This window comes from Streptomyces sp. SLBN-118, from assembly GCF_006715635.1.
In the GTDB taxonomy this organism is placed as follows: Bacteria; Actinomycetota; Actinomycetes; order Streptomycetales; family Streptomycetaceae; genus Streptomyces.
In genome coordinates this window covers 2,800,839-2,821,331 of the sequence record NZ_VFNP01000002.1, presented here as the reverse complement: position 1 = coordinate 2,821,331, position 20,493 = coordinate 2,800,839, and the positions used below count along the sequence as shown (strand labels likewise).

The window sequence follows — 20,493 nt, the reverse complement described above, 5'->3', positions numbered from 1 at the left end:
CCTCCCGCGCACGCAGCGCGAGAAGGGGCTCTGCCTGCTGCCGTCAGATTTGTGGGTGTGGATAGGCAATTGTCTGCCTGTGGGGTGTTCAGTGGCTGAGGCTTCACGGTGCTGACACCGGGTGTTCGAGGGCTACTGAGGCTTGCCCGGGGTGGGCTTCTCCTCGGCTTTGAGCGAGCCGCCGAGGCTCGCGCTGTACATGGCCGCGTCGTCGAGCGGTTGGGCATCCCCGTCTTCGACTCGATCAAGGTCGCGGAGCTCACGCCGACCACCGTGCAGGCCATCGAGCGGGGCTACACGGGCCCAGGGAGGGACCCGTCGCGGGCAAAGATGGAGGGCGCCGCCGAGGAGTAGCGTCCTCGCGCATGAGCCCCGCCTCGCTGGAGGTCGGGGCTCTGTGTTGTCTGGCTGGATCTAGAATCGAATACGTGTCCGAAAATGTGCCGCGGCTGGAGCTGCTCCGCTTCCTCCGCCGTGTCCAGGAGCAGCAGCTCCAGCAGACCGACCGGTGGATTCATCAGGAGGAGCAGCGGGAGGCTGCGGCAGCCCGCGCGGAGCTCACCCGGCCGCCCGCCGACCCGGGCTGGTGCGTGTCGTACGGCATCGGCGCCGACCGGCGGCCCATCGAGGTGCACATAGGGGACTGCCGCATGGCCAAGCATCGAAAGGCGGTGAGCGAGGAGGATGCGCGGCGGGCGATTGGCGAGGGGCTTGAGGCGTGCCAGTTCTGCCGGCCGGACACTGTGCTGGGGCTGCTGTGACTGGCGATGTGACGCAGGAGGCATGGCCGGGCTGCCCGTGATCGTCTACCCGCCTTCGCCGACGGGCGGCCGACGGGTCCGCGTGGATCGGCTAAGAGTGCATCGATCCACGCCTGTTCGGGCATGAAGAAGGCCCGGCCTGTTCTCACAGGCCGAGCCTTGATCATTCAGGGTGAGTAACGGGACTCGAACCCGCGACATCCTGGACCACAACCAGGTGCTCTACCAGCTGAGCTATACCCACCACGACCGGTCTCTTTCCGACCGGCCGAGAAAAAGTGTACAGGGTCCCAGTGGGTGCTCGCGCCCGGGTTTACGCCCCTCAGGGGCTTCCCCCGGCGCGGGCCCCCTCCGGTCCTACTCCACCGGAAGGACGTGCTTCGCCGCGATCTTCTTCGCGGACTCCGAGTCCGGTCCGGGCTGCGACACGAAGATCGCCTCCCGGTAGTAGCGCAGCTCCGCGATGGATTCGCGGATGTCCGCCAGCGCCCGGTGGTTGCCGTTCTTCTCCGGACTGTTGAAGTACGCCCTCGGGTACCAGCGGCGCGCCAGTTCCTTGACCGAGGAGACATCGACGATCCGGTAGTGGAGGTACTGCTCCACCTTGGGCATGTCACGCAGCAGGAAGCCGCGGTCGGTCCCGACCGAGTTCCCGCACAGTGGGGCCTTGCCGGGCTCCTTGACGTGCTTGCGTACGTACGCCAGGACCTGCTCCTCGGCGGCAGCGAGCGTAGTGCCGCCCGCAAGCTCGTCGAGGAGGCCCGAGGTGGTGTGCATCTGCCGCACCACCTCGGGCATCGTTTCCAGCGCCGCGTCCGGCGGGCGGATCACGATGTCCACCCCTTCGCCGAGCACGTTCAGTTCCGAGTCGGTGACCAGTGCGGCCACCTCGATGAGTGCGTCGTCCGCCAACGAGAGCCCGGTCATCTCGCAGTCGATCCACACCATGCGATCGTTCATGCGTCCTACCTTAGGTCCTGCCCGGCCGGCCCGGCCGGGCTCGCGTGCCCTGGCACGGCACTCCCCCGTAGCCCTTCGGGCACGGGAGGGGCTCCCATCGCCGGACCCCGCTCCCTGATCCGGCCTGATCGACCGGACAGGACCCGGGCCGACCGGCGGTCGGGAAGCGGCGTCGCGCCCGGTCGGCCTATGGTGCACTCCGCTGGCCCGGCAGGCTCGGACGGCCGTGGCCCGCCGCGTACGCGGCGGAAGAAGGCTTCCCGAGCTCCGGCGGTGCGGCCGACGTGGCCGCCGGTCCCGTCGCTCCGGCCGCCGCCGCTGCCCTTCTGGCCTGGGGGCCGGCCTGCGCCGGTACGACGGCCTCCACCACCGCGGGCGGTGCGGACTCGCTCTGCGGGCGCCGGACCCGGTAGGCGGCCCGGTACGCGGCCGGTGATGAGCCCAGCTGACGCCGGAAATGGCCACGCAGCGCCACCGGTGAACGGAAGCCGCAGCGCCCCGCCACCTCGTCGACCGAGTAGTCGGAGGTCTCGAGCAGCCGCTGGGCCTGAAGCACGCGCTGGGTGATCAGCCACTGAAGCGGCGCGCTGCCGGTCAGGGAACGGAATCGCCGGTCGAAGGTGCGCCGGCTCATGTACGCCCGGGCCGCCAGCGTCTCCACGTCGAACTGTTCATGGAGATGCTCCAGCGCCCACGAGACGACCTCGGCCAGTGGGTCCGACCCGATTTCCTCTGGTAAAGACCTGTCCAGATAGCGTTCCTGCCCACCACTGCGGCGCGGCGGCACGACCAGCCTGCGGGCCAGTGCCCCGGCGGCCTCGGTGCCGTGGTCGGTGCGCACGATGTGGAGGCAGAGGTCGATTCCGGCCGCCGTCCCCGCGGAGGTGAGCACATCGCCGTCGTCGACGAACAGCTCGCGCGGATCGACATGGACGGAGGGATATCTCTTGGCCAGTGTCGGCGCGTACATCCAGTGCGTGGTTGCCGGGCGGCCGTCCAGCAGGCCGGCCGCCGCGAGCACGAACGCACCCGTGCACAGCCCGACGATCCTGGCCCCCTCCTCATGCGCCCGGCGCAGCGCGTCGAGCGCCTCCGGCGGTGGCGGTGACGTGATCGACCGCCAGGCCGGTACGACGACGGTGCCTGCTCTGCCGATGGCCTCAAGGCCGTACGGCGCGGTCAGTTCGAGCCCGCCGGTGGTCCGCAGCGGGCCCTCCTCGCCACCGCAGACGAGCAGTCGATAGCGGGGAACTCCGGCGTCCTGACGGTCAATTCCGAACACCGAGAGCGGGATGGAACTTTCAAAGATGGGGCCGCCGCTGAACAGCAGCACCGCGACAACCTCCCGGCGCCGGCGGCCGGAAAGCTTCCGCGCTGCCTCCGGTGCGGCGGAGTCCTGACTCATGACGCTAAGCCCCCCTCGGTGTTCGCGTCTCCCCGTTCGTTTCGGGCCTTTCGCTCCTGCACGTTTCCCCTCGGTTTTGCACGAGTCCCGAGTCTTCGATACTCATGATCGAATCTACTGTGTCCCGTGGCGCCGACGTGACAAGTTCGGCATGCCCCGCTATGTCGACATGGCAACTTGGCGCGAAGCATTCGATCACGAAGCGTTCCACTCGGCGGGCTCCCAGGGAAGTGCGCCTGACACTCATGGCCCAACCGCGTAGGGCGCAAGGGCCGCGAATAGTCCTTTCTTCCCTGGTGGCAAGGGGGTTGGCAGGCCATTTCGCCAAGGAGAAGCCACTGGCGCGAAGTTGGCTGAAAACATGCGGGTGTGAGTGTACGAACCCGTCAGTCGCCGGGCGCACTTCCCGCCCCGTGCCGACCGCTCCTGTGCGCCCTCGGCCCGGGGCGCGCACGGCGCCCGCGGGGTGGTGCGACCTCGGCCGCGCGCGCCCGGGCGGCACTGCGCTCGGACTGGCGCAGCAGCACCCGGCAGGCGGCGGTCACCGCCGCGAGGCCGAGGGCCGCGGCCGCGGCACCGCCGACGGATGTCCCGTACACAACCAGCACGACAGGCACGAGCACGCAGCTGAAGGCCGCCCAGCGGATCACGTCGCCGGCGGACTCGGACGAGGGGTGAGGGCCGTGCCCGACTGGCCCGGTGGGCGCCTCCTGCTCCCGTCGCGGCGCGCGGCGCCGTCCGCGCTGCAGGGCCGGGGAGGGGGCGGAGGCCCGGTCGGGCGGTCGTGCGGACACGGAAGCTCCCTGGAGGCGGCGGGGTGACCGAAGTGCCAACGACAACCGCAGCGGTTCGGTCACCCTGGGGCGGCACCGGCGGTGTGCCGGACTGCTGTAGACACCAAGCGGCATTGCCATACGGGGCGGGCTCGGGCATGCTCCCTGGAACGCCGTGAGAGGGGCTGTGGGCTCTGGGCAGGGAAGGAGTGTCGCCGTACCCTTGGGGTAGGGGCCAGGGAAGATGATTCCCGGACACAGCTCTGCCGCCCACCGTCACCTCCCATGAGGATCTGAACGCCGAGACACCGATGGCCGGTCACGAATTCCCCGAACCCGCGGACCGCAAGCAGGTCGCCGACCCCACGTCGGACCTCCAGGCGGCAGAAGAGACACGTCATTCATGCGATCCGGCCTTCCGGCACGGAGTCGTCGTCGGCTTCGACGGGTCGACATCCAGTGAGCGGGCGCTCGCCTACGCCATCGGTATGGCCAGACGGTGCGGTTCCGGCCTGATCATCGTCCATGTCGCCAACCGGCTGCCCACCACCGTCTGGGCGGGCTGTGAGCCCCCGGTCTTCGTGGATGTCCCGGATCACCGCACCGAGGTGCTCGGCCTGGAGCTGGCCTGCGCGGACTATCTCGCCGAGGTGCCCTGGATCCTGGTCGAGCGCGGTGGCGACATCTGTCACGAGCTGGAGGAGGTCGGCCGGGAGTATTCGGCCGACGCGATCGTGGTCGGCTCGACGCACGGCATCGTGGGGCGCCTCTTCGGCTCGGTGGCGGGACGGCTGGCGAAGCGCGCGCAGCGGCCTGTTGTCGTCATCCCGTAGCCAACCCGTAATCGCGCTTCCACTTGTGCTTTCCGTGCAGGTGGCGCGGGGTCAACTCCCTTGGTGTGCACGGAAAACTACCCGTCCGTAGGGGTGGATTGTGCGCTTGTGAAGGGTAGATAAGGGTGGCTGGGAAGCAGCACATTGCACAGGACACGAAGGGAGCCCGCCGTGGACAACGAAGTCTCTGCGGGAAGCGCTACCACCTCGACTCTCGGCCACCTCGCGCTCGGACTGACCCTGCTGGCGTTCGGCGTCGGCAACACCGGTGTGATCGACAATGTGGCGGCGACCGACGCCGCCGGTCTCGCGACGTGGGTCGGTGGCGTCGCACTGTTCGTACTCGGTCTGCTCGAGTACCGCGCGGGCAACGCCGGTGCGGGCACGGCGTTTTCGGGACTTGGCGCCTTCTGGTTCACCTGGGGAACCGGGGTCGGCACCGAGATGTCGGCCGAGGCGACCGGCCTCTTCATGATGCTGTGGGCGCTGCTCGCCCTCACCCTGACCGCCGCGTCCGCGGGCACCGGACTGTTCGGACAGGGCGTCTACGGGCTGCTGTTCGTCTCACTGCTGCTCATAGGCATCGCGTCGTTCGCTGACAACGACAGCCTGGCCAAGGCGGGCGGCTGGGCCGGCGCGGTCGCGGGCCTCGGCGCCTGGTACGGCGCGACGGCCGCACTCGCCAAGTGGCCGACCTTCTCCGGACGCGCTGCCGGCCGTGGAGTGACGGCCACCGGCTGAGGCAGCCGCAAAGCCGGCGCCCGGGCCGCGCCGGCTTACCCAGAAGGCGGTCCCCCCGCGCGCATCGGTGGCTGCGCGCGGGGGGACCGCCGGTGTCCGGGGACGGGTCCCCCAGGCCCTGTCCGGTCGATCTTGCCGGGCTCGCGTGCCCTGGCACGCACGCTCGCCGCGTTGTCGTCAGTCGCCTACGCTCCGCGTGGGCTCTCCCCCTGCCTTCGGCGGGGGGACCCCCATCCTCCGCCTTGCGATCGCACGCACCAGATCCCGCTCACTGATCCGGCCTGGTCGACCGGACAGGACCTACTCGACCGTGACCGACTTGGCCAGGTTGCGCGGCTTGTCGATGTCGCGGCCCATGGCCAGGGCCGTGTGGTAGGCGAAAAGCTGGAGCGGGATGCCCATCAGGATCGGGTCCAGCTCGTTCTCGTTCTTCGGCACGATGATCGTGTGGTCGGCCTTCTCCTGCTCGCGGTGCGCGACGGCGAGGATCCGGCCGCTGCGGGCCTTGATCTCCTCCAGGGCCGCGCGGTTCTTCTCCAGCAGGTCGTCGTCCGGGACGATCGCGACCGTCGGCAGCGCGGGCTCGATCAGCGCCAGCGGGCCGTGCTTGAGCTCGGAGGCCGGGTAGGCCTCGGCGTGGATGTAGGAGATCTCCTTGAGCTTCAGAGAGGCCTCAAGAGCCACCGGGTAACCGCGCACACGGCCGATGAACATCATCGACTTGGCGCCCGCGTACTCCTCGGCGAGCTTCTTGATCTCGGCTTCGCCCTCGAGGATCTCGCTGATCTGCGCGGGCAGCTTGCGCAGGCCCTCGATGATCCGCTTGCCGTCGGCGACCGACAGGTCGCGGATGCGGCCCAGGTGCAGGGCCAGCAGCGCGAAGGCGACGACGGTGTTGGTGAAGCACTTGGTGGAGACGACACAGACCTCGGGGCCCGCATGCACGTACACGCCGCCGTCGGCCTCGCGGGCGATCGCCGAGCCCACCACGTTGACCACGCCGAGGACGCGGGCGCCCTTGCGCTTGAGTTCCTGCACGGCCGCGAGCACGTCGTACGTCTCACCGGACTGGGAGACGGCGATGTAGAGGGTGTCGGGGTCCACGACCGGGTTGCGGTAGCGGAACTCCGAGGCCGGCTCGGAGTCCGCCGGGATCCGGGCCAGGCCCTCGATCAGCGAGGCGCCGATCATGCCCGCGTGGTACGAGGTGCCGCAGCCGAGGATCTTCACACGTCGGATGCCGCGTGCCTCGCGGGCGTCCAGGTTCAGACCGCCCAGGTGCACGGTGGAGAACTTCTCGTCGATGCGGCCGCGCAGGACGCGGTCCACCGCGTCGGGCTGCTCCGAGACCTCCTTGTGCATGTACGTGTCGTGGCCGCCCATGTCGTACGAGGCGGCCTCCCACTCGACGGTCTCGGGGGTGGCGGTGGTGAGCGTGCCCGAGGTCGTGTAGGTACGGAAGTCGTCGGCCTTCAGCGTGGCCATCTCGCCGTCGTCGAGGGTGACGACCTGGCGGGTGTGGGAGATCAGCGCGGCGACGTCGGAGGCGACGAACATCTCCTTCTCGCCGATGCCGAGGACGACCGGGGAGCCGTTGCGGGCCACGACGATGCGGTCGCTGAAGTCGGCGTGCATGACGGCGATGCCATAGGTGCCCTCGACGACCTTGAGCGCCTCGCGGACCTTCTCCTCGAGCTTCTCGGCCTGGGAACGGGCGATCAGGTGGGTGAGCACCTCGGTGTCGGTCTCGGAGGCGAAGACGACGCCGTCCGCTTCCAGCTTCGCGCGCAGCTCGGCGGCGTTGTCGACGATGCCGTTGTGGACGACCGCGACCTTGTTCTCGGGGTCGAGATGCGGGTGCGAATTGATGTCGCTGGGAGCGCCGTGGGTGGCCCAGCGGGTGTGGGCGATGCCGGTGGTGCCGGCGAAGCGCTTGGGGATCCGGGCCTCCAGGTCACGGACCCGGCCCTTGGCCTTGACCATTTTCAGGCCGGCGGCCTTGGGGCTCGTGATCACGATGCCCGCGGAGTCGTAGCCCCGGTACTCCAGCCGCTGCAGGCCTTCCAGCAGCAGCGGAGCCACGTCACGCTTGCCGATGTAACCGACAATTCCACACATAGAGTTATGCCCTCCGGTAGATCAGATGTGTGCCCGGCCGGTCAGCCGTAGACGATGCGGCGCAATTGGCGGAGCGAGAGCTCCGGCGGCGCCACGGCGCGGTACGGCAGCTCGGCCGCGATGCGCTCGAAGATCTCCGTGTTCGCCAGGCCACCCGATTGCAGCTCACGGTGGCGGCGGCGGACGAATTCCTCGGTCTTCTCGTCGAAGTACGCCAGCACGTCGAGCACCACCCGGGCCGCCTCACCGCGCTGGAGCGCGGTGCTGCGCACCAGATGGTCGATGAGATCGTCGTGGGACGATGGGCGGCGTTCGAGCACCCGTAGATATTGCGGTGCCACCTGTCGAGATTGCAAGAATCCTGCCCGATCGCGGGCACATCTCACTCAGAGCCGCTTCAGAACCGCCCGTTTTGCGGTGGTGAACTCCTCTTCCGTCAGTATCCCGGCGTGATGCAGCTCGCCCAGCTCGCGCAGGCGGCGCAGCAGCGCGTCATGATCGTCGCTGCCGGGCGCGAGGGACGGCACGGCGTCCTGCGGTGCGTACGGATGCGGCATCCCTGCCGTTACGGCCGCCCCGACCAGCGCCATCAGGGGGTCCTTGCGAAAGCCCCACAGCTCCACGGCGTACGGGTCGTACTTCGGTGGGGGCGGGGAGCCGGCCTTGGTCACCCGGAACCGGAGGTAGCCGTTCTCAAGACCGGCCGAGGGCAGCCACTCCACCGCCTCCACGTCCTCCAGGGCGACGCTGCGAGCGCCGCCTGAGGACTTGGACTCCTCGGTCTTCCAGTTCCACTCCAGCCGGATCCGCTCACCGTCGAAGGTGGCGGTGCCGTCGCCCGCGCCGACGGTGATGGGCAGGGCGGGTCCCGGCAGGAGATAAGAGTCGACGGGGCCGGTCGGCACCTGCTCGAGCAGCAGGGCGTTGCGGACCTCGTCGACGAAGTACTCGGCGACGCCGGTGCGGTCGTTCTCGACGGTGAGCCGATAGGGGTCGGAGCCGTCCTCCAGCTTGCCGCCGGTGATCTGCAGAAGCGGGTCGGCGCCGTTGCGCAGCCGCAGCCGCAGGCGTCCGGACTTCTTGCCGGGTTCGAAGGAGATCCCGGCGAGCGCGGTCAGGGGTACGGCGACTTCCCCGAGGGTCTTGCGCAGGAGGCTCACGCTCTTGTCGCTGCCGGGCACGATGCGCACGGTGTCCCCGTCGAAGGTCCAGGTGCCGTCCTTCTGGATGATTTCCGCCATGCGGGGATTCTCGCATCGGGGGGTGGGGTACGGGGGTTCGCCCAGGGTGAGTTGGCCGGGGGTGTGCCTGCGGGTTTCTCGGCCGGGGGTCCGGGGGCTGCCCCCGGGACGGCACAGCCGCCATGCGGGATTCTTTCGCCCGAGGCCTGAGGAAGTGGTCTACACCTTGACCTCAACTGGGGTGCACGGTACGCATGTTGACTGCCGTTCGGTTGCTCGGCACCACAGTCGCGACGCCCGTCGAAGGGACCCAGCCTGTGAGACAGCCCAGAGCGTTACCCCGTCTGTTCGGCTCGCTGCTGCTCGTCGCCGCCGCGGGCATCTGCGCCATCGGAGCCGGACCCGCCCTGTCCGCGTCCACGCCCCGGCCCCTCGGGCAGATCGTCCCCGCCCCCGCGTCCGTGCGCCCGGGCGGCGATCCGTACTCGCTCACCCCCTCGACCCGGATCCGGGTCGAGGGGAACTCCCGTGAGGGGCGGCAGATAGGAACCTATCTCGCCGGGATTCTGCGGCCGTCGACCGGATACGCGCTGCCCGTCACCGACGGCCCCGCCCCCGGTGGCATCCGGCTGCGGCTGAGCGCAGCCGACCGTGCGCTCGGCGACGAGGGCTACCGGCTCCAGTCCTCGCCCGCCGGGCTCACCCTCACCGCCCACAAGCCCGCCGGCCTCTTCCACGCCGTGCAGACGCTCCGCCAGCTGCTGCCCGCAGCCGTGGAGAAGGACACCCCCCGGCGGGGCCCGTGGCAGGTCGCGGGCGGCACCGTCACCGACACCCCGCGTTATGCGTACCGGGGTGCGATGCTCGACGTCTCCCGGCACTTCTTCACCGTCGACCAGGTCAAGCGCTATGTCGACCAGCTCGCGCTGTACAAGATCAACAAACTGCATCTGCATCTCTCCGACGACCAGGGCTGGCGCATCGCCATCGACTCCTGGCCGCGACTGGCCACCTACGGCGGCTCGACCCAGGTCGGCGGCGGGCCCGGCGGCTCCTACACCAAGGCCCAGTACAAGGAGATCCTCGGCTATGCCGCCTCGCGCTATCTGGAGGTCGTCCCGGAGATCGACATGCCGGGCCACACGAACGCCGCGCTCGCCTCGTACGCCCAGCTGAACTGCAACGGCGTCGCGCCGCCCCTCTACACCGGCACGGACGTCGGCTTCAGCTCGCTGTGCGTGCCGAAGGCCGTGACGTACGACTTCGTGGACGACGTCGTGCGCGAGCTCGCCGCGATGACGCCCGGCAGGTACCTCCACATCGGCGGTGACGAGGCGCACTCCACCAGCCACGCGGACTATGTGGCGTTCATGGACAAGGTGCAGCCCATCGTCGCCAAGTACGGGAAGACGGTGGTCGGTTGGCACCAGCTGACCGGCGCCACGCCCGCCAAGGGCGCGCTCGCGCAGTACTGGGGTCTGGACGGCACCGGCGCCGAGGAGAAGGCGCAGGTCGCGCGGGCCGCGCGGAACGGCACAGGGCTGATCCTGTCGCCCGCGGACCGTATCTACCTCGACATGAAGTACACCAAGGACACCCCGCTGGGGCTGGACTGGGCAGGCTTTGTCGAGGTGCGCAGGGCGTACGACTGGGATCCGGGCGCGTATCTGCCGGGGGCTCCGGCGTCGGCGGTGGCGGGGGTCGAGGCACCGCTGTGGTCGGAGACGATCTCGACGAGCGACCACATCGAGTTCATGGCGTTCCCGAGGGTGGTGGGCGTCGCGGAGCTGGGCTGGTCGCCTGCCTCCACGCACGACTGGGAGGCATACCGGGTGCGGCTGGCGGCGCAGGGGCCGCGCATGCAGGCGCTGGGCATCGACTTCTACCGCAGCCCGCAGGTGCCATGGCCTTCGGGATGACCTGAGGGCGAGAGGACGGGCGCGCCGGTGAGGGACCGTATTCACCGGCGCGCGCCCCGTTTCAGTGGGAGAACCGCGCGATCGGGTTCTCCAGCGAGCCGACCAGCTGCAGCGCGGCCGCCGGGTCCGCCAGATCCACCATCTGCTTGTTGTTGCGCAGCTGGAGCCGGTTGAGGCACGAGAGCGCGAACTCGTCCGCGAACATGTCGTACTCCCGGAACCTGTCCGCGAGATGCGGCACCGATTCCTGGTACGCCAGCACGCGCTCGGCGACCGTCCTCCAGAACGTCTCCTCGTCGATCCGCTCCTCCGCGACCAGCGTAGCCGCCAGGAAGCGGAAGAAGCAGTCGAAGACGTCCGTGAAGACGGACAGCAGCTTCATGTCGTCGGGGATGTCCGCGCGGATCCGCTCGACGGCCGGCGGAAGTACCGCGTCCGCGTCCATCACAACGATCTCCTCGGCGATGTCCTTGAAGATCGCGCGCCGGACCGTGCCGTCCTCGCCGATGACCAGGATGACGTTCTCGCCGTGCGGCATGAAGGCCAGGTCGTACGCGTAGAAGCTGTGCAGGATCGGCGTCAGGTACGCGTCCAAGTACCGCCGCAGCCAGTCGGCCGGGGCGAGGCCCGACTCGTCGATCAGCGCGCCCGCGAACGATGAGCCCTCGTGGTCGACGTGGAGCAGCGACGCCATGGTCGCCGCCCGCTCACCCGCCCGCAGCGACGGCACCGGGCTCTCGCGCCACAGCGCGGCGAGCATTTTGCGGTACGGCGAGTAGCGGTCGGTCGCCCGCTCGTACTGGCGGTGGTGGTACCCGATCGCCGCCCGCTCCCGGATGATCGAGAAGCGCGCCGCCTTCAGGACGTCGTCGCTGTCGATCAGGCCCGCGAGCCAGTCGTTGATCGCCGGGGTCGCCTCCATGTACGCGGCAGAAAGGCCCCGCATAAAGCCCATGTTCAGTACGGACAGCGCGGTTTTGACGTAGTGCTTCGCCGGCGCGCTCGTATTGAAGAAGGTGCGGATCGACTGCTGCGCGAGATAGTCGTCGTCGCCGGTGCCCAGGCACACGAGCCGCTGCTGGGCGACTTCGGAGGCGAAGGTGACGGACAGTTTGTTCCACCACTGCCAGGGGTGGACGGGCAGCAGGAAGTAGTCGGCGAGGTCGAGGCCCATCGCACTGAGCTGCCCGCCGAAGCGGGCGAGCGCCGCTTCGCCGAGCTCGCTCTGGATCAGCGACGCGTAGTCGAGTCCGGCGCCTGCCGTGAACGTGGCGACATCCCGACGGGCGGCGAGCCACACGAGGCGGATCTCGCCGGCCGCCTCGGGGGCGTACGAGAGGTATTCGTGCACTCCGAAGCCGAGCCGGCCGTTGTTGGCCACGAAGCAGGGGTGGCCCTCGGTCATGCCGGTCTCTATGGCCTGGAAGCCGGCCGTGGCGAGTTCGGCGGAGGTGACGGGCTTTTTGGTGAGTTTGAAGGCCGTGCCGGAGAGGGTGGAGGATATCTCCTCCAGATAGACCGGCAGGATCTCCTCGCTCAGCCCCAGCGAGCCGCGCAGTTCGATGAAGAAGTCCAGCGCGTCCAGGGGCTGCCGTTCGCCCTCCCGGTGGCGGGTGATCGAGTCGGCGTCGACCTGCCAGTGGTCGAGGGCGAACCGGCGTGCGGAGAAGCGGTATTCGGTCGCGGAGTCGTCGCTGAGGACCCGGTAGCGGTCTCCTCCCGGGCCTTCGGCCCGGGAAGTACCCCCGCCGAGCGACTCGGGGACCAGCAGCCGCTCGTGCGAGAACTCCGCCAGCGCCTTGCGGACGAGGAGCCGGTTGGCCTGCTCCCATCGCTCGGGCGTCAGATGCGATACGGCGTCGGTGAGGCTCATCGGACCGCTCCTCGCGCCGCCAGGAACTGTTCGCGCGTACAGATGCTCAGGTACGCGTCCTTCTCCGGCTTCGCGATCTTCTTGACGATCTCGAAGCCGACGGCCTCGTTGAGCGCGTGAACGGCCTTGTTGCGCACGTCCGGCTCGACGACCACACGCCGGGTGGCCTCGTCCGCGAACAGCGTGTCCATCACCGCGGTGATCACCGCGCGGGTGAAGCCGTGCACGGGCGTGTCGGTCGGCGCGACCAGGAAGTGCATGCCGACGTCGCCCGGCCGGGCGTCGTACAGCCCGACGAGTTCGACGTGCGCCGGGTCGTAGCGCTCCATCAGGAAGACGGGCTCGCCGTCCTTCAGCCCGATGAAGGCGTCGTGGTGCTCATGGGCGGCTATCGCCATGTACTCGCGCTCGACGTCCTGGAGTTTCGCGTCCTGCATCAGCCAGAACGCGGCTTTGGGGTGGGTGACCCATCCGTGCACCAGCCCGGCGTCAGTGAACGGATCGAGGGGGCGGACGGTGAAGGTCATCCTTCTTCTCCCAGGAAGTCCTGGGTTTCAGGCTGGAAAAGAATGGGTCCTTGGCTCGCAGGCGCGGAGCGCCGGAGTATATTCCGAACTGTCCTGATCTGCACGGGATTTGCTCCTTACCGGATGGGGACTTAGTTTGTTAGGGGTGAAGACCGAGCATGTGAAGCGGGCCTATCGGTACCGCTTTTATCCGACCGATGCGCAAGCAGCCGAGCTGTCGCGCACATTCGGGTGTGTGCGGAAGGTCTACAACCTGGCGTTGGAAGCCCGCACTGCGGCGTGGTACCAGCGGCAGGAGCGGGTGAACTACAACGCCACGTCCGCGATGCTGACCGCCTGGAAGAAGACTGAGGAATTGGCGTTTCTCGCGGAGGTGTCGTCGGTGCCGCTGCAACAGGCACTGCGTCATCTGCAGGGAGCATTCACTCGTTTCTGGGAGAAGCGAGGTAAGTACCCGCGTTTCAAGTCGAAGAGGAAGACCCGCAAGAGCGCGGAGTACACACGCTCGGCGTTCACGTTCCGTGGCGGACAGTTGACCTTGGCGAAGATGGCCGAGCCTCTGGATGTCGTGTTCTCGCGTCCGCTCCCCGGCGGCGCCGTGCCGTCCACGGTGACCGTGTCGCAGGACAGCGCGGGACGCTGGTTCGTTTCGATGCTGTGCGAGGACCCGGCCGTCAAGCCGCTGCCGCGCCTGGATGCCGCGGTAGGGATCGACGTCGGGATCACGTCCCTGGTCGCCCTGTCGCGGCCGGTCGAGGGGCTGAGCGACGCCCGAGGCAAGGTTGTGAACCCGAAGTTCGAGCGTAAGGACCGCGCGAGCCTGGCGCGGGCGCAGCGGGACCTGGCCCGCAAGGAGAAGGGCTCGAAGAACCGGGAGAAGGCCCGCGTCAAGGTCGCTCGCGTGCACGCGCGGATCGCCGACCGCCGCCGGGACCACCTGCAGAAGCTGACTACTCGTCTCGTCCGTGAGAACCAAACGGTCGTGATCGAGGACCTGTCCGTCCGCAACATGGTCAAGACCCCCACGCTGGCGCGGGCGATCAGCGATGCGAGCTGGACGGAGCTGCGCTCCCAGCTGGAGTACAAGTGCCAGTGGTACGGCCGCGACCTCGTGGTTATCGACCGCTGGTACCCCTCGTCCAAGACTTGCTCCGCCTGCGGGCATGTCAAGGGCGACCTGCCGCTGAGGGAGCGGGTCTTCCGCTGCGACCGATGTCCCCTGGTGCTGGACCGGGACATCAACGCGGCACGCAACATCCTGGCCGCCGGGCTGGCGGTTACAGTCTGTGGAGACGGTGTAAGACCCCAACGGAGACCTCCGGGCAGGCAACGGTCACTGAAGCAGAAAGCCCAGCCAGCGATGGCTGGAATCCATCCCCTATAGGGGGTGGAGGATGTCAAACTGCGAACTCCTGGAACGCGATGGACTTTTCGACGGCGTAGTACTCGGATCCCAGCAGTTCTCTGATGATGCAGGCGTTGCGGTACGCGCCCATGCCCAGGTCGGGCGAGGTGATGGAGTGCGTGTGCACCCCCGCGTTCTGCAGGAAGATCTCGCGGCCCGCCGTGTCGATGGCGTAGTTGCGGGCGACGTCGAAGCGGCCCTGCCCGTCACGGCGGATACGGTCGGCGACCGGCTTCAGGAATGCGGGCTCGGCGTACTTGTAGCCGGTGGCCAGGACCAGGCCCTCTGTGCGCAGCTCGAAGTCCTTGCCCTGCTCCTCCTGGCGCAGCCCGAGGGTGTAGGTCCCCCTCTCGTACCGCGCGCTCTGGAGCGAGGAGTTGGTGAGCAGTCTGGTGGGGACCGGGCCCTTGAGGTTCTTCTGGTAGAGCAGGTCGAAGATCTCGTTGATGAGATGGCCGTCGATGCCCTTGAAGAGGCCCTTCTGCTGGGATTCGAGGCGGTAGCGGGTGGCCTCGGGCAGCGCGTGGAAGTAGTCGATGTACTCCGGCGAGGTCATCTCCAGCGTCAGCTTGGTGTACTCCAGCGGGAAGAACCGCGGGGAGCGCGTGACCCAGTTGAGCCGGTAGCCGTGCACGTCGATCTCGGACAGCAGGTCGTAGTAGATCTCCGCCGCGCTCTGGCCGCTGCCGACGAGGGTGATCGACTCCTTTTGCTGCAGCGCCTCCTTGTGGTCGAGATAGTGCGAGTTGTGCAGAAGGTCGCCGTCCAGTCCCCGGCAGGGCTCGGGGATGTACGGCGGCGTGCCGGTGCCCAGGACGAGGCGGCGGGCGCGGAAGTGTTCGCCGCCCTCGGTGTGGACGACGTACAGCTCGTTGTCGTACTCGACCCGGGTCACCGTGGTACTGAAGCGGATGGAGCCGAGTTTGGCCGCGGCCCAGCGGCAGTAGTCGTTGTACTCGGTCCGCAGCGGGTAGAAGTTCTCGCGGATGTAGAAGGAGTACAGCCGCCCCGATTCCTTCAGATAGTTGAGGAAGGAGTAGGGCGAGGTGGGGTCGGCGAGGGTGACCAGGTCCGACATGAACGGCGTCTGGAGGTGGGCACCTTCCAGGAACATGCCGGAGTGCCACTCGAAGTCCGGCTTGGACTCCAGGAAGAGGCCGTCCAGTTCACCGATCGGCTCGGCCAGGCAGGCCAGTCCGAGATTGAAGGGCCCGAGCCCGATACCGATGAAATCCAGGGGCTCACGAGGCGTGGACAAGATTCTCTCCCAGGTACTGCTCGGCGTGGCCGGCGATCAGATCGAGTACGGCGGCGATGTCTTCGGTCGTCGTCTCGGGGTTGAGCAGGGTGAACTTCAGGTACTGGCGGCCGCCGACCTTCGTGCCGGCCACGACGGCCTCGCCGGACGCGAACAGCGCCTTGCGGGCGTACAGGTTGGCCCGGTCGATCTCGGCGGGGCTGGTGACCGACACGGGGATGTAGCGGTAGACCAGCGTGGACAGCTGGGGCTCGACGACCACGTCGTAGCGCGGGTCGGCGGCCAGCAGCTCCCAGCCCGCCGCAGCCAGCTCGCAGACCTCGTCGAAGAGCTGCCCGATGCCGTCGGCACCCATCACGCGCAGCGTCATCCACAGCTTCAGCGCGTCGAAGCGGCGGGTGGTCTGGAGGGACTTGTCGACCTGGTTGGGAATGCTCCCCCGTAGCCCCAGGGGCACGGAAGGGGCACCCACTTCGACGGTTTGCCGGGGGTTGAGGTAGTCCGCGTGGTAAGTGGCATGGCCGAGCGTGGCCCCGTCCCGGACCAGTACGGCGGACGAACTCACCGGCTGGAAGAAGGACTTGTGGTAGTCCACCGTGACCGAGTCGGCGTGCTCGATGCCGTCGAGGAGATGGCGGCGGGCGGGTGAGGCCAGCAGCCCGCAGCCGTACGCCGCGTCCACATGCATCCAGGTGCCGTACAGCTCGACCAGCTCGGCGATCTCGGGAAGCGGGTCGATGGAGCCGAAGTCGGTGGTGCCCGCGGTCGCGACGACGGCCATGGGGACCAGGCCGTCACGGGTGCAGCGGGCCAGCTCGGCGGCGAGTGCGAGCGTCTGCATCCGCTTGTTGGCGTCGACGGGGACGGAGACGACGGCCTCGCGGCAAAGCCCCAGCAGTGTCGCCGACTTCTGCACGCTGAAGTGGCTGCACTCCGAGGTGAAGATACGCAGCTTGGCCAGGTCCCGCGTTTTGGCCTCCTCGCGGGCGAGCAGCAGCGCCTGGAGGTTGGACTGTGTGCCGCCGCTGGTGAACACGCCGTCGGCGGCGGCTCCGAGGCCGATCCGCTGCGCGGTCCAGTCGATGAGGCGCCGCTCGATGAGGGTGCCGCCCGCGCTCTGGTCCCAGGTGTCGAGCGAGGAGTTGACCGCCGAGAGTACGGCTTCGCCGAGCACGGCCGGGATGACGACCGGGCAGTTGAGGTGGCCGAGGTAGCGGGGGTGGTGGAAGTAGACGGCGTCGCGCAGGTAGACGGTCTCCAGCTCGTCCAGGGCGGCGGAGGCGTCGCCGAGCGGCCGGTCGAGGTCGACCGCGGCGATCAGCGGAGCGAGTTCGTCGGCGGTCACGCCGGTGAACGGCCTTCGGGTGGTGGCGAGTCGGTGCGCCACCCGCTCGACTCCTTCGGTCACGGAGCGCCGATAGCTCTCCGCCGTCACGTCATTGAGCAGGTGTGAGCGCATGCGATGTCCTCCGGACAAGCGAGGGGGGCGAGGAATGCTGGAGTTAGGTTAGCCTAACCTAACTTTCTGCGCCAGTGGTCCCACGCCCCCCTCGGGGCACGGCTGTTATGCCGTTGTGCACATGTCGGCAGCCTCGTCGGCCACCGCCTGCTCGCGGAGGCCGTCCTCGCTCACGCCGCGCTTCCAGTAGCCCACGAAGGTGACGCGGCGGCGGTCGAGTTCACGCTCGCGCACCAGGTGGCGGCGCAGTGCCGTCACGCTGCCCGATTCGCCCGCGATCCAGGCGTACCCCGTCCCCTCGGGCAACTCCGCCCGGCTGACCGCCTCCAGGGCCGATGGGGCGCCCTCCTCCCGTACGAGCCAGGTGACATGGGCGTCAGCGTCGGTCCTCAACTCCTGGCGGTCCTCGGTGTGCTGCACCTCCAGCCAGACCCGGGCCCGCATTCCCGCCGGCAGCCACTCCAGGATCGCCCCGGCGGCGGGAAGAGCCGTTTCGTCGGCCCAGATCAGCACCCAGTCGGTGTCCTCGGGCGGACGGCAGCGCACGGCTGTGTTGTCGGCGACGGCGGGGCCGAGCACGGTCACCCGGTGGCCGGGCGCGGCATTCAGGGCCCAGCGGCAGGCAGGTCCTCCGTCGGTGTGGACGGCGAAGTCGATGTCGACCTCGGTGGGTTCGGCCCGCTGCTCCCGCACCGTGTACGAGCGCATCACTGCGCGTACGTCCTCGGGCATCGCACGCCAGACGCCCAGCGCGGCGTACAGGTCCCCGTCCTCGGGCACCGGCACGACGGGATTCTCCTGGCCGGGGTGCGGCAGGAAGAGGGAGAGGCTCTGGTCGCGGCCTCCGGCGGCGAAGGTCTTCAGATCCTCGCCCCCGAAGGTGACACGGACCATGGACCGGCCGAGCCGCCTGGTCCGTACAACCGTCAGGTCGAAGAAGCGGAACGGGGCGAGCTCGGTCGTGGTCGTCATGGTCAGGCGACCTTCTTCGCGGTCTCGATGGCCTTGGCCAGGTCATCGAGGACCGGCGCGCACTTGTCGTAGGAGTAGATCGGCTCGGTGACGCGCGGGATGACCTGTCCGGCCTTGACAGCGGGCAGCTGGTTCCAGGTCGGCTTGCTCTTGAGGGCGTCGGCCTGGAGGGTCCCGGTGCGGTTGTCCAGGATAATGAGGTCGGCGCCGTACTTGCCGGCGTTCTCCCAGCTGAGCTCCTCGAAGAAGCCCTGCGCATTGGCCTTCGGCTCGACGAACTTCACGCCCAGCTCCTGGAAGTACAGGGTGTCGGCGGACATCTTCGGCACGGAGACGTAGAACAGCTCCGGGCTGCCGGAGCCGATGAGCACCTTGAGGTTCGGCTTGGCCTTGGCGGCGGCGCGCAGGCGGGCCGCGGCCTTCTCGAAGCGGGCCTTGGCGTCGGTCGCCTTCTTGCCCTTGACGTCACCGCCGAGCGACGCGGCGAGTTCGGCGTGACGCTCCAGCGCCTTCTGCATCGTGGTCTCGGCCGCCCACAGCAGAACGCTGGGGGCCAGCTTCATGATCTTGTCCTTGGACTGCGGCGGGACGTACCACGGGTCGTCTTTGGCCCACATGTTGGTGATCAGCAGCTCGGGATTGAGGGCCGCGTACTGCTCGATCTTGAACTCGCCGTACGAATTGCCGATGATTTTGACCTTGGTGACATCGAGGTCGCCGGCCTGGACGTCGGGCTTGTCGCCCTTGGTCGTCGTCGGGCCGAACACGCCCTTGACCTCGACGCCGTAGTCGTGGAGGGCCGCGGCGGTGCCGGTGAAGGCGACGATGTTCTTCGGGAACGCCTTCAACTGGACGTTCTTGCCACGGTCGTCGGTGAAGGACCAGGGGCCCGACTTCTCGGCGGCCTTGTCGGTGCCGCCCTTCTTGTCTTCGCTGCCGCAGGCGGCCAGCGCCGCGCCGAGCCCGAGGGCGCTGCCCGCGGAAAGCAGGCCGCGGCGGGTGAGATGGGAAGGGCGGGCGTTGGGCATGATGAGTCCGCTTTCGTACGTGCCGGGTCGGCCACTGGGCAGGTCTAGGATAGGTTAGCCTAACCTTAGCTTCTGTCCAGTGGGCGGCCCGGCACAAGCCCGCCCCAGGGCGACCGGGTCAGCCCGTAAGCCCCAACTCCCGGGCGATCAGCATCCGTTGCACCTCGCTCGTGCCTTCGCCGATCTCCAGGATCTTGGAGTCGCGCCACATCCGGGCCACCGGATACTCGTTCATGAAGCCGTAGCCGCCGTGGATCTGGGTGGCCTCACGCGCGTTGTCCACCGCGACCGTGGAGGAGTACAGCTTGGCGAGCGCCGCCTCCTTCTTGAACGGCTCGCCCTGGACCAGCCGTGAGGCCGCGTCGCGCCAGCCGACCCGGGCCATGTGCGCTCGCATCTCCATGTCCGCGATCTTGAACTGTATGGCCTGGTTCTCGCCGATCGGCCGACCGAACGCCTGACGCTCCTTGGCGTACTTCACGGACTCGTCCACACAGCCCTGCGCGAGGCCCGTCGCCAGCGCCGAGATGGCGATCCGGCCCTCGTCGAGGATGCGCAGGAACTGGGCGTAGCCGCGGCCCTCCTCACCCAGCAGGTTGGCCAGCGGCACCCGGACGTCGTCGAAGGACAGCTCGCGGGTGTCCGATGCGTTCCAGCCGACCTTGGAGTAGGGGGCGGCGACGGTGAAACCGGGGGTGCCGGAGGGGACGATGATCGAGGAGATCAGCGGCTTGCCCTCGGGCGTGCGGCCGGTGACCGCGGTGACCGTGACGAGGCCCGTGATGTCCGTGCCGGAGTTCGTGATGAAGCACTTCGAGCCGTTGATCACCCACTCGTCACCGTCGCGCACAGCCGTCGTCCTGGTGCCGCCGGCGTCCGAGCCGGCGCCCGGTTCGGTCAGACCGAAGGCACCGAGCATCTCGCCCGAGCACAGCTGCGGCAGCCACTGCCGCTTCTGCTCCTCCGTGCCGAAGCGGTACACGGGCATCGCGCCGAGCGAGACGCCCGCTTCGAGGGTGATCGCGACGGAGGAGTCGACGCGGGCCAGTTCCTCCAGGGCGATACCGAGGGCGAGATAGTCGCCGCCCATGCCGCCGTACTCCTCGGGGAACGGCAGTCCGAACAGGCCCATGCGGCCCATCTCGCGGACGATCTCGTAGGGGAATTCGTGGCGCTCGTAGAAGTCGCCGATCTTGGGAGCTATCACGTCGTGCGCGAACTGCTCCACGGTGCGGCGGAGTTCCTCGTGCTCGGGGGTGAGCCGGTGGTCCAGGGACATG

Annotated in this window: 19 protein-coding genes and 1 tRNA gene; 6 read left to right on the top strand and 14 right to left on the bottom strand. The window is 68.6% G+C overall.

The genetic code is table 11. From position 1 onward, the window contains the following. Window positions 1-219 precede the first annotated feature (219 nt). The gene (locus tag FBY35_RS37555) at window positions 220-354 is read left to right on the top strand and encodes a hypothetical protein (protein ID WP_260848872.1); all 135 of its coding nucleotides are present in this window, start codon (window positions 220-222) and stop codon (window positions 352-354) included. Window positions 355-428: 74 nt separating this feature from the next. Continuing rightward, a complete protein-coding gene (locus tag FBY35_RS31200; protein WP_142217280.1) occupies window positions 429-761 on the top strand; it encodes a DUF6233 domain-containing protein in 333 nt (110 codons plus the stop codon). A 171-nt stretch (window positions 762-932) separates the two neighbouring features. Here the strand turns inward: FBY35_RS31200 and FBY35_RS31195 are convergent. The 4 genes from FBY35_RS31195 to FBY35_RS37825 all read right to left on the bottom strand — a co-directional run bounded on the left by FBY35_RS31195 (window position 933) and on the right by FBY35_RS37825 (window position 3,920). After that, window positions 933-1,005 (bottom strand) — tRNA-His (locus FBY35_RS31195). A gap of 113 nt (window positions 1,006-1,118) precedes the next feature. Next, on the bottom strand, window positions 1,119-1,721 hold the full coding sequence (orn, locus tag FBY35_RS31190) for an oligoribonuclease (RefSeq protein WP_142217279.1): 603 nt from the start codon (window positions 1,719-1,721) through the stop codon (window positions 1,119-1,121). Window positions 1,722-1,908: 187 nt separating this feature from the next. Continuing rightward, window positions 1,909-3,126, bottom strand: coding sequence for a GlxA family transcriptional regulator (locus tag FBY35_RS31185; RefSeq protein ID WP_142217278.1), 1,218 nt, complete (start codon window positions 3,124-3,126; stop codon window positions 1,909-1,911). A gap of 386 nt (window positions 3,127-3,512) precedes the next feature. Next, on the bottom strand, window positions 3,513-3,920 hold the full coding sequence (locus tag FBY35_RS37825) for a hypothetical protein (protein ID WP_313904720.1): 408 nt from the start codon (window positions 3,918-3,920) through the stop codon (window positions 3,513-3,515). A 290-nt stretch (window positions 3,921-4,210) separates the two neighbouring features. Here FBY35_RS37825 and FBY35_RS31175 point away from each other — a divergent pair, with 290 nt between their 5' ends. Together FBY35_RS31175 and FBY35_RS31170 are read left to right on the top strand one after the other, a co-directional pair. After that, on the top strand, window positions 4,211-4,732 hold the full coding sequence (locus FBY35_RS31175) for a universal stress protein (protein ID WP_142217277.1): 522 nt from the start codon (window positions 4,211-4,213) through the stop codon (window positions 4,730-4,732). 171 nt (window positions 4,733-4,903) lie between these two features. Beyond that, on the top strand, window positions 4,904-5,473 hold the full coding sequence (locus FBY35_RS31170; RefSeq protein ID WP_142217276.1) for an acetate uptake transporter: 570 nt from the start codon (window positions 4,904-4,906) through the stop codon (window positions 5,471-5,473). Window positions 5,474-5,773: 300 nt separating this feature from the next. On the opposite strand, the gene glmS is transcribed toward FBY35_RS31170, so the two are convergent. From glmS to FBY35_RS31155, 3 genes are all read right to left on the bottom strand, one after another. Further along, on the bottom strand, window positions 5,774-7,591 hold the full coding sequence (gene glmS / locus FBY35_RS31165; RefSeq protein WP_142217275.1) for a glutamine--fructose-6-phosphate transaminase (isomerizing): 1,818 nt from the start codon (window positions 7,589-7,591) through the stop codon (window positions 5,774-5,776). A gap of 41 nt (window positions 7,592-7,632) precedes the next feature. Beyond that, the gene (locus tag FBY35_RS31160; RefSeq protein ID WP_142218262.1) at window positions 7,633-7,911 is read right to left on the bottom strand and encodes a hypothetical protein; all 279 of its coding nucleotides are present in this window, start codon (window positions 7,909-7,911) and stop codon (window positions 7,633-7,635) included. A gap of 66 nt (window positions 7,912-7,977) precedes the next feature. Then, window positions 7,978-8,832, bottom strand: a complete 855-nt coding sequence (locus tag FBY35_RS31155) for a DUF4429 domain-containing protein (RefSeq protein WP_142217274.1) — start codon at window positions 8,830-8,832, stop codon at window positions 7,978-7,980. 257 nt (window positions 8,833-9,089) lie between these two features. Here FBY35_RS31155 and FBY35_RS31150 point away from each other — a divergent pair, with 257 nt between their 5' ends. Then, the gene (locus FBY35_RS31150; RefSeq protein ID WP_260848871.1) at window positions 9,090-10,691 is read left to right on the top strand and encodes a beta-N-acetylhexosaminidase; all 1,602 of its coding nucleotides are present in this window, start codon (window positions 9,090-9,092) and stop codon (window positions 10,689-10,691) included. A gap of 61 nt (window positions 10,692-10,752) precedes the next feature. On the opposite strand, the gene FBY35_RS31145 is transcribed toward FBY35_RS31150, so the two are convergent. Next, window positions 10,753-12,564, bottom strand: a complete 1,812-nt coding sequence (locus FBY35_RS31145) for an IucA/IucC family siderophore biosynthesis protein (RefSeq protein ID WP_142217272.1) — start codon at window positions 12,562-12,564, stop codon at window positions 10,753-10,755. Then, window positions 12,561-13,091 carry a GNAT family N-acetyltransferase gene (locus FBY35_RS31140; RefSeq protein WP_142217271.1) on the bottom strand — a complete coding sequence of 177 codons (531 nt, stop codon included), beginning with the start codon at window positions 13,089-13,091 and terminating at the stop codon, window positions 12,561-12,563. Before FBY35_RS31140 ends, FBY35_RS31145 begins: the two co-directional genes overlap by 4 nt. A gap of 145 nt (window positions 13,092-13,236) precedes the next feature. Here FBY35_RS31140 and FBY35_RS31135 point away from each other — a divergent pair, with 145 nt between their 5' ends. After that, window positions 13,237-14,475, top strand: coding sequence for an RNA-guided endonuclease TnpB family protein (locus FBY35_RS31135; RefSeq protein ID WP_142217270.1), 1,239 nt, complete (start codon window positions 13,237-13,239; stop codon window positions 14,473-14,475). Window positions 14,476-14,488: 13 nt separating this feature from the next. Here FBY35_RS31135 and FBY35_RS31130 read toward each other — a convergent pair whose 3' ends face one another. The 5 genes from FBY35_RS31130 to FBY35_RS31110 form a co-directional block, all read right to left on the bottom strand. Then, window positions 14,489-15,754: a lysine N(6)-hydroxylase/L-ornithine N(5)-oxygenase family protein gene (locus FBY35_RS31130; RefSeq protein WP_142217269.1), complete on the bottom strand. Its 1,266-nt coding sequence runs from the start codon at window positions 15,752-15,754 to the stop codon at window positions 14,489-14,491. Further along, window positions 15,738-17,213 (bottom strand): aspartate aminotransferase family protein, encoded by a 1,476-nt coding sequence (locus FBY35_RS31125; protein WP_142217268.1) that lies wholly within the window; start codon window positions 17,211-17,213, stop codon window positions 15,738-15,740. The genes FBY35_RS31130 and FBY35_RS31125 overlap by 17 nt, the downstream gene beginning before the upstream one ends. A 105-nt stretch (window positions 17,214-17,318) precedes the next feature. After that, window positions 17,319-18,185 carry a siderophore-interacting protein gene (locus tag FBY35_RS31120; RefSeq protein WP_142217267.1) on the bottom strand — a complete coding sequence of 289 codons (867 nt, stop codon included), beginning with the start codon at window positions 18,183-18,185 and terminating at the stop codon, window positions 17,319-17,321. Window positions 18,186-18,187: 2 nt separating this feature from the next. Further along, on the bottom strand, window positions 18,188-19,213 hold the full coding sequence (locus FBY35_RS31115; RefSeq protein ID WP_142217266.1) for an ABC transporter substrate-binding protein: 1,026 nt from the start codon (window positions 19,211-19,213) through the stop codon (window positions 18,188-18,190). A gap of 118 nt (window positions 19,214-19,331) precedes the next feature. Next, the gene (locus FBY35_RS31110; RefSeq protein ID WP_142217265.1) at window positions 19,332-20,492 is read right to left on the bottom strand and encodes an acyl-CoA dehydrogenase family protein; all 1,161 of its coding nucleotides are present in this window, start codon (window positions 20,490-20,492) and stop codon (window positions 19,332-19,334) included. Between the last annotated feature and the right edge of the window lies 1 nt (window position 20,493).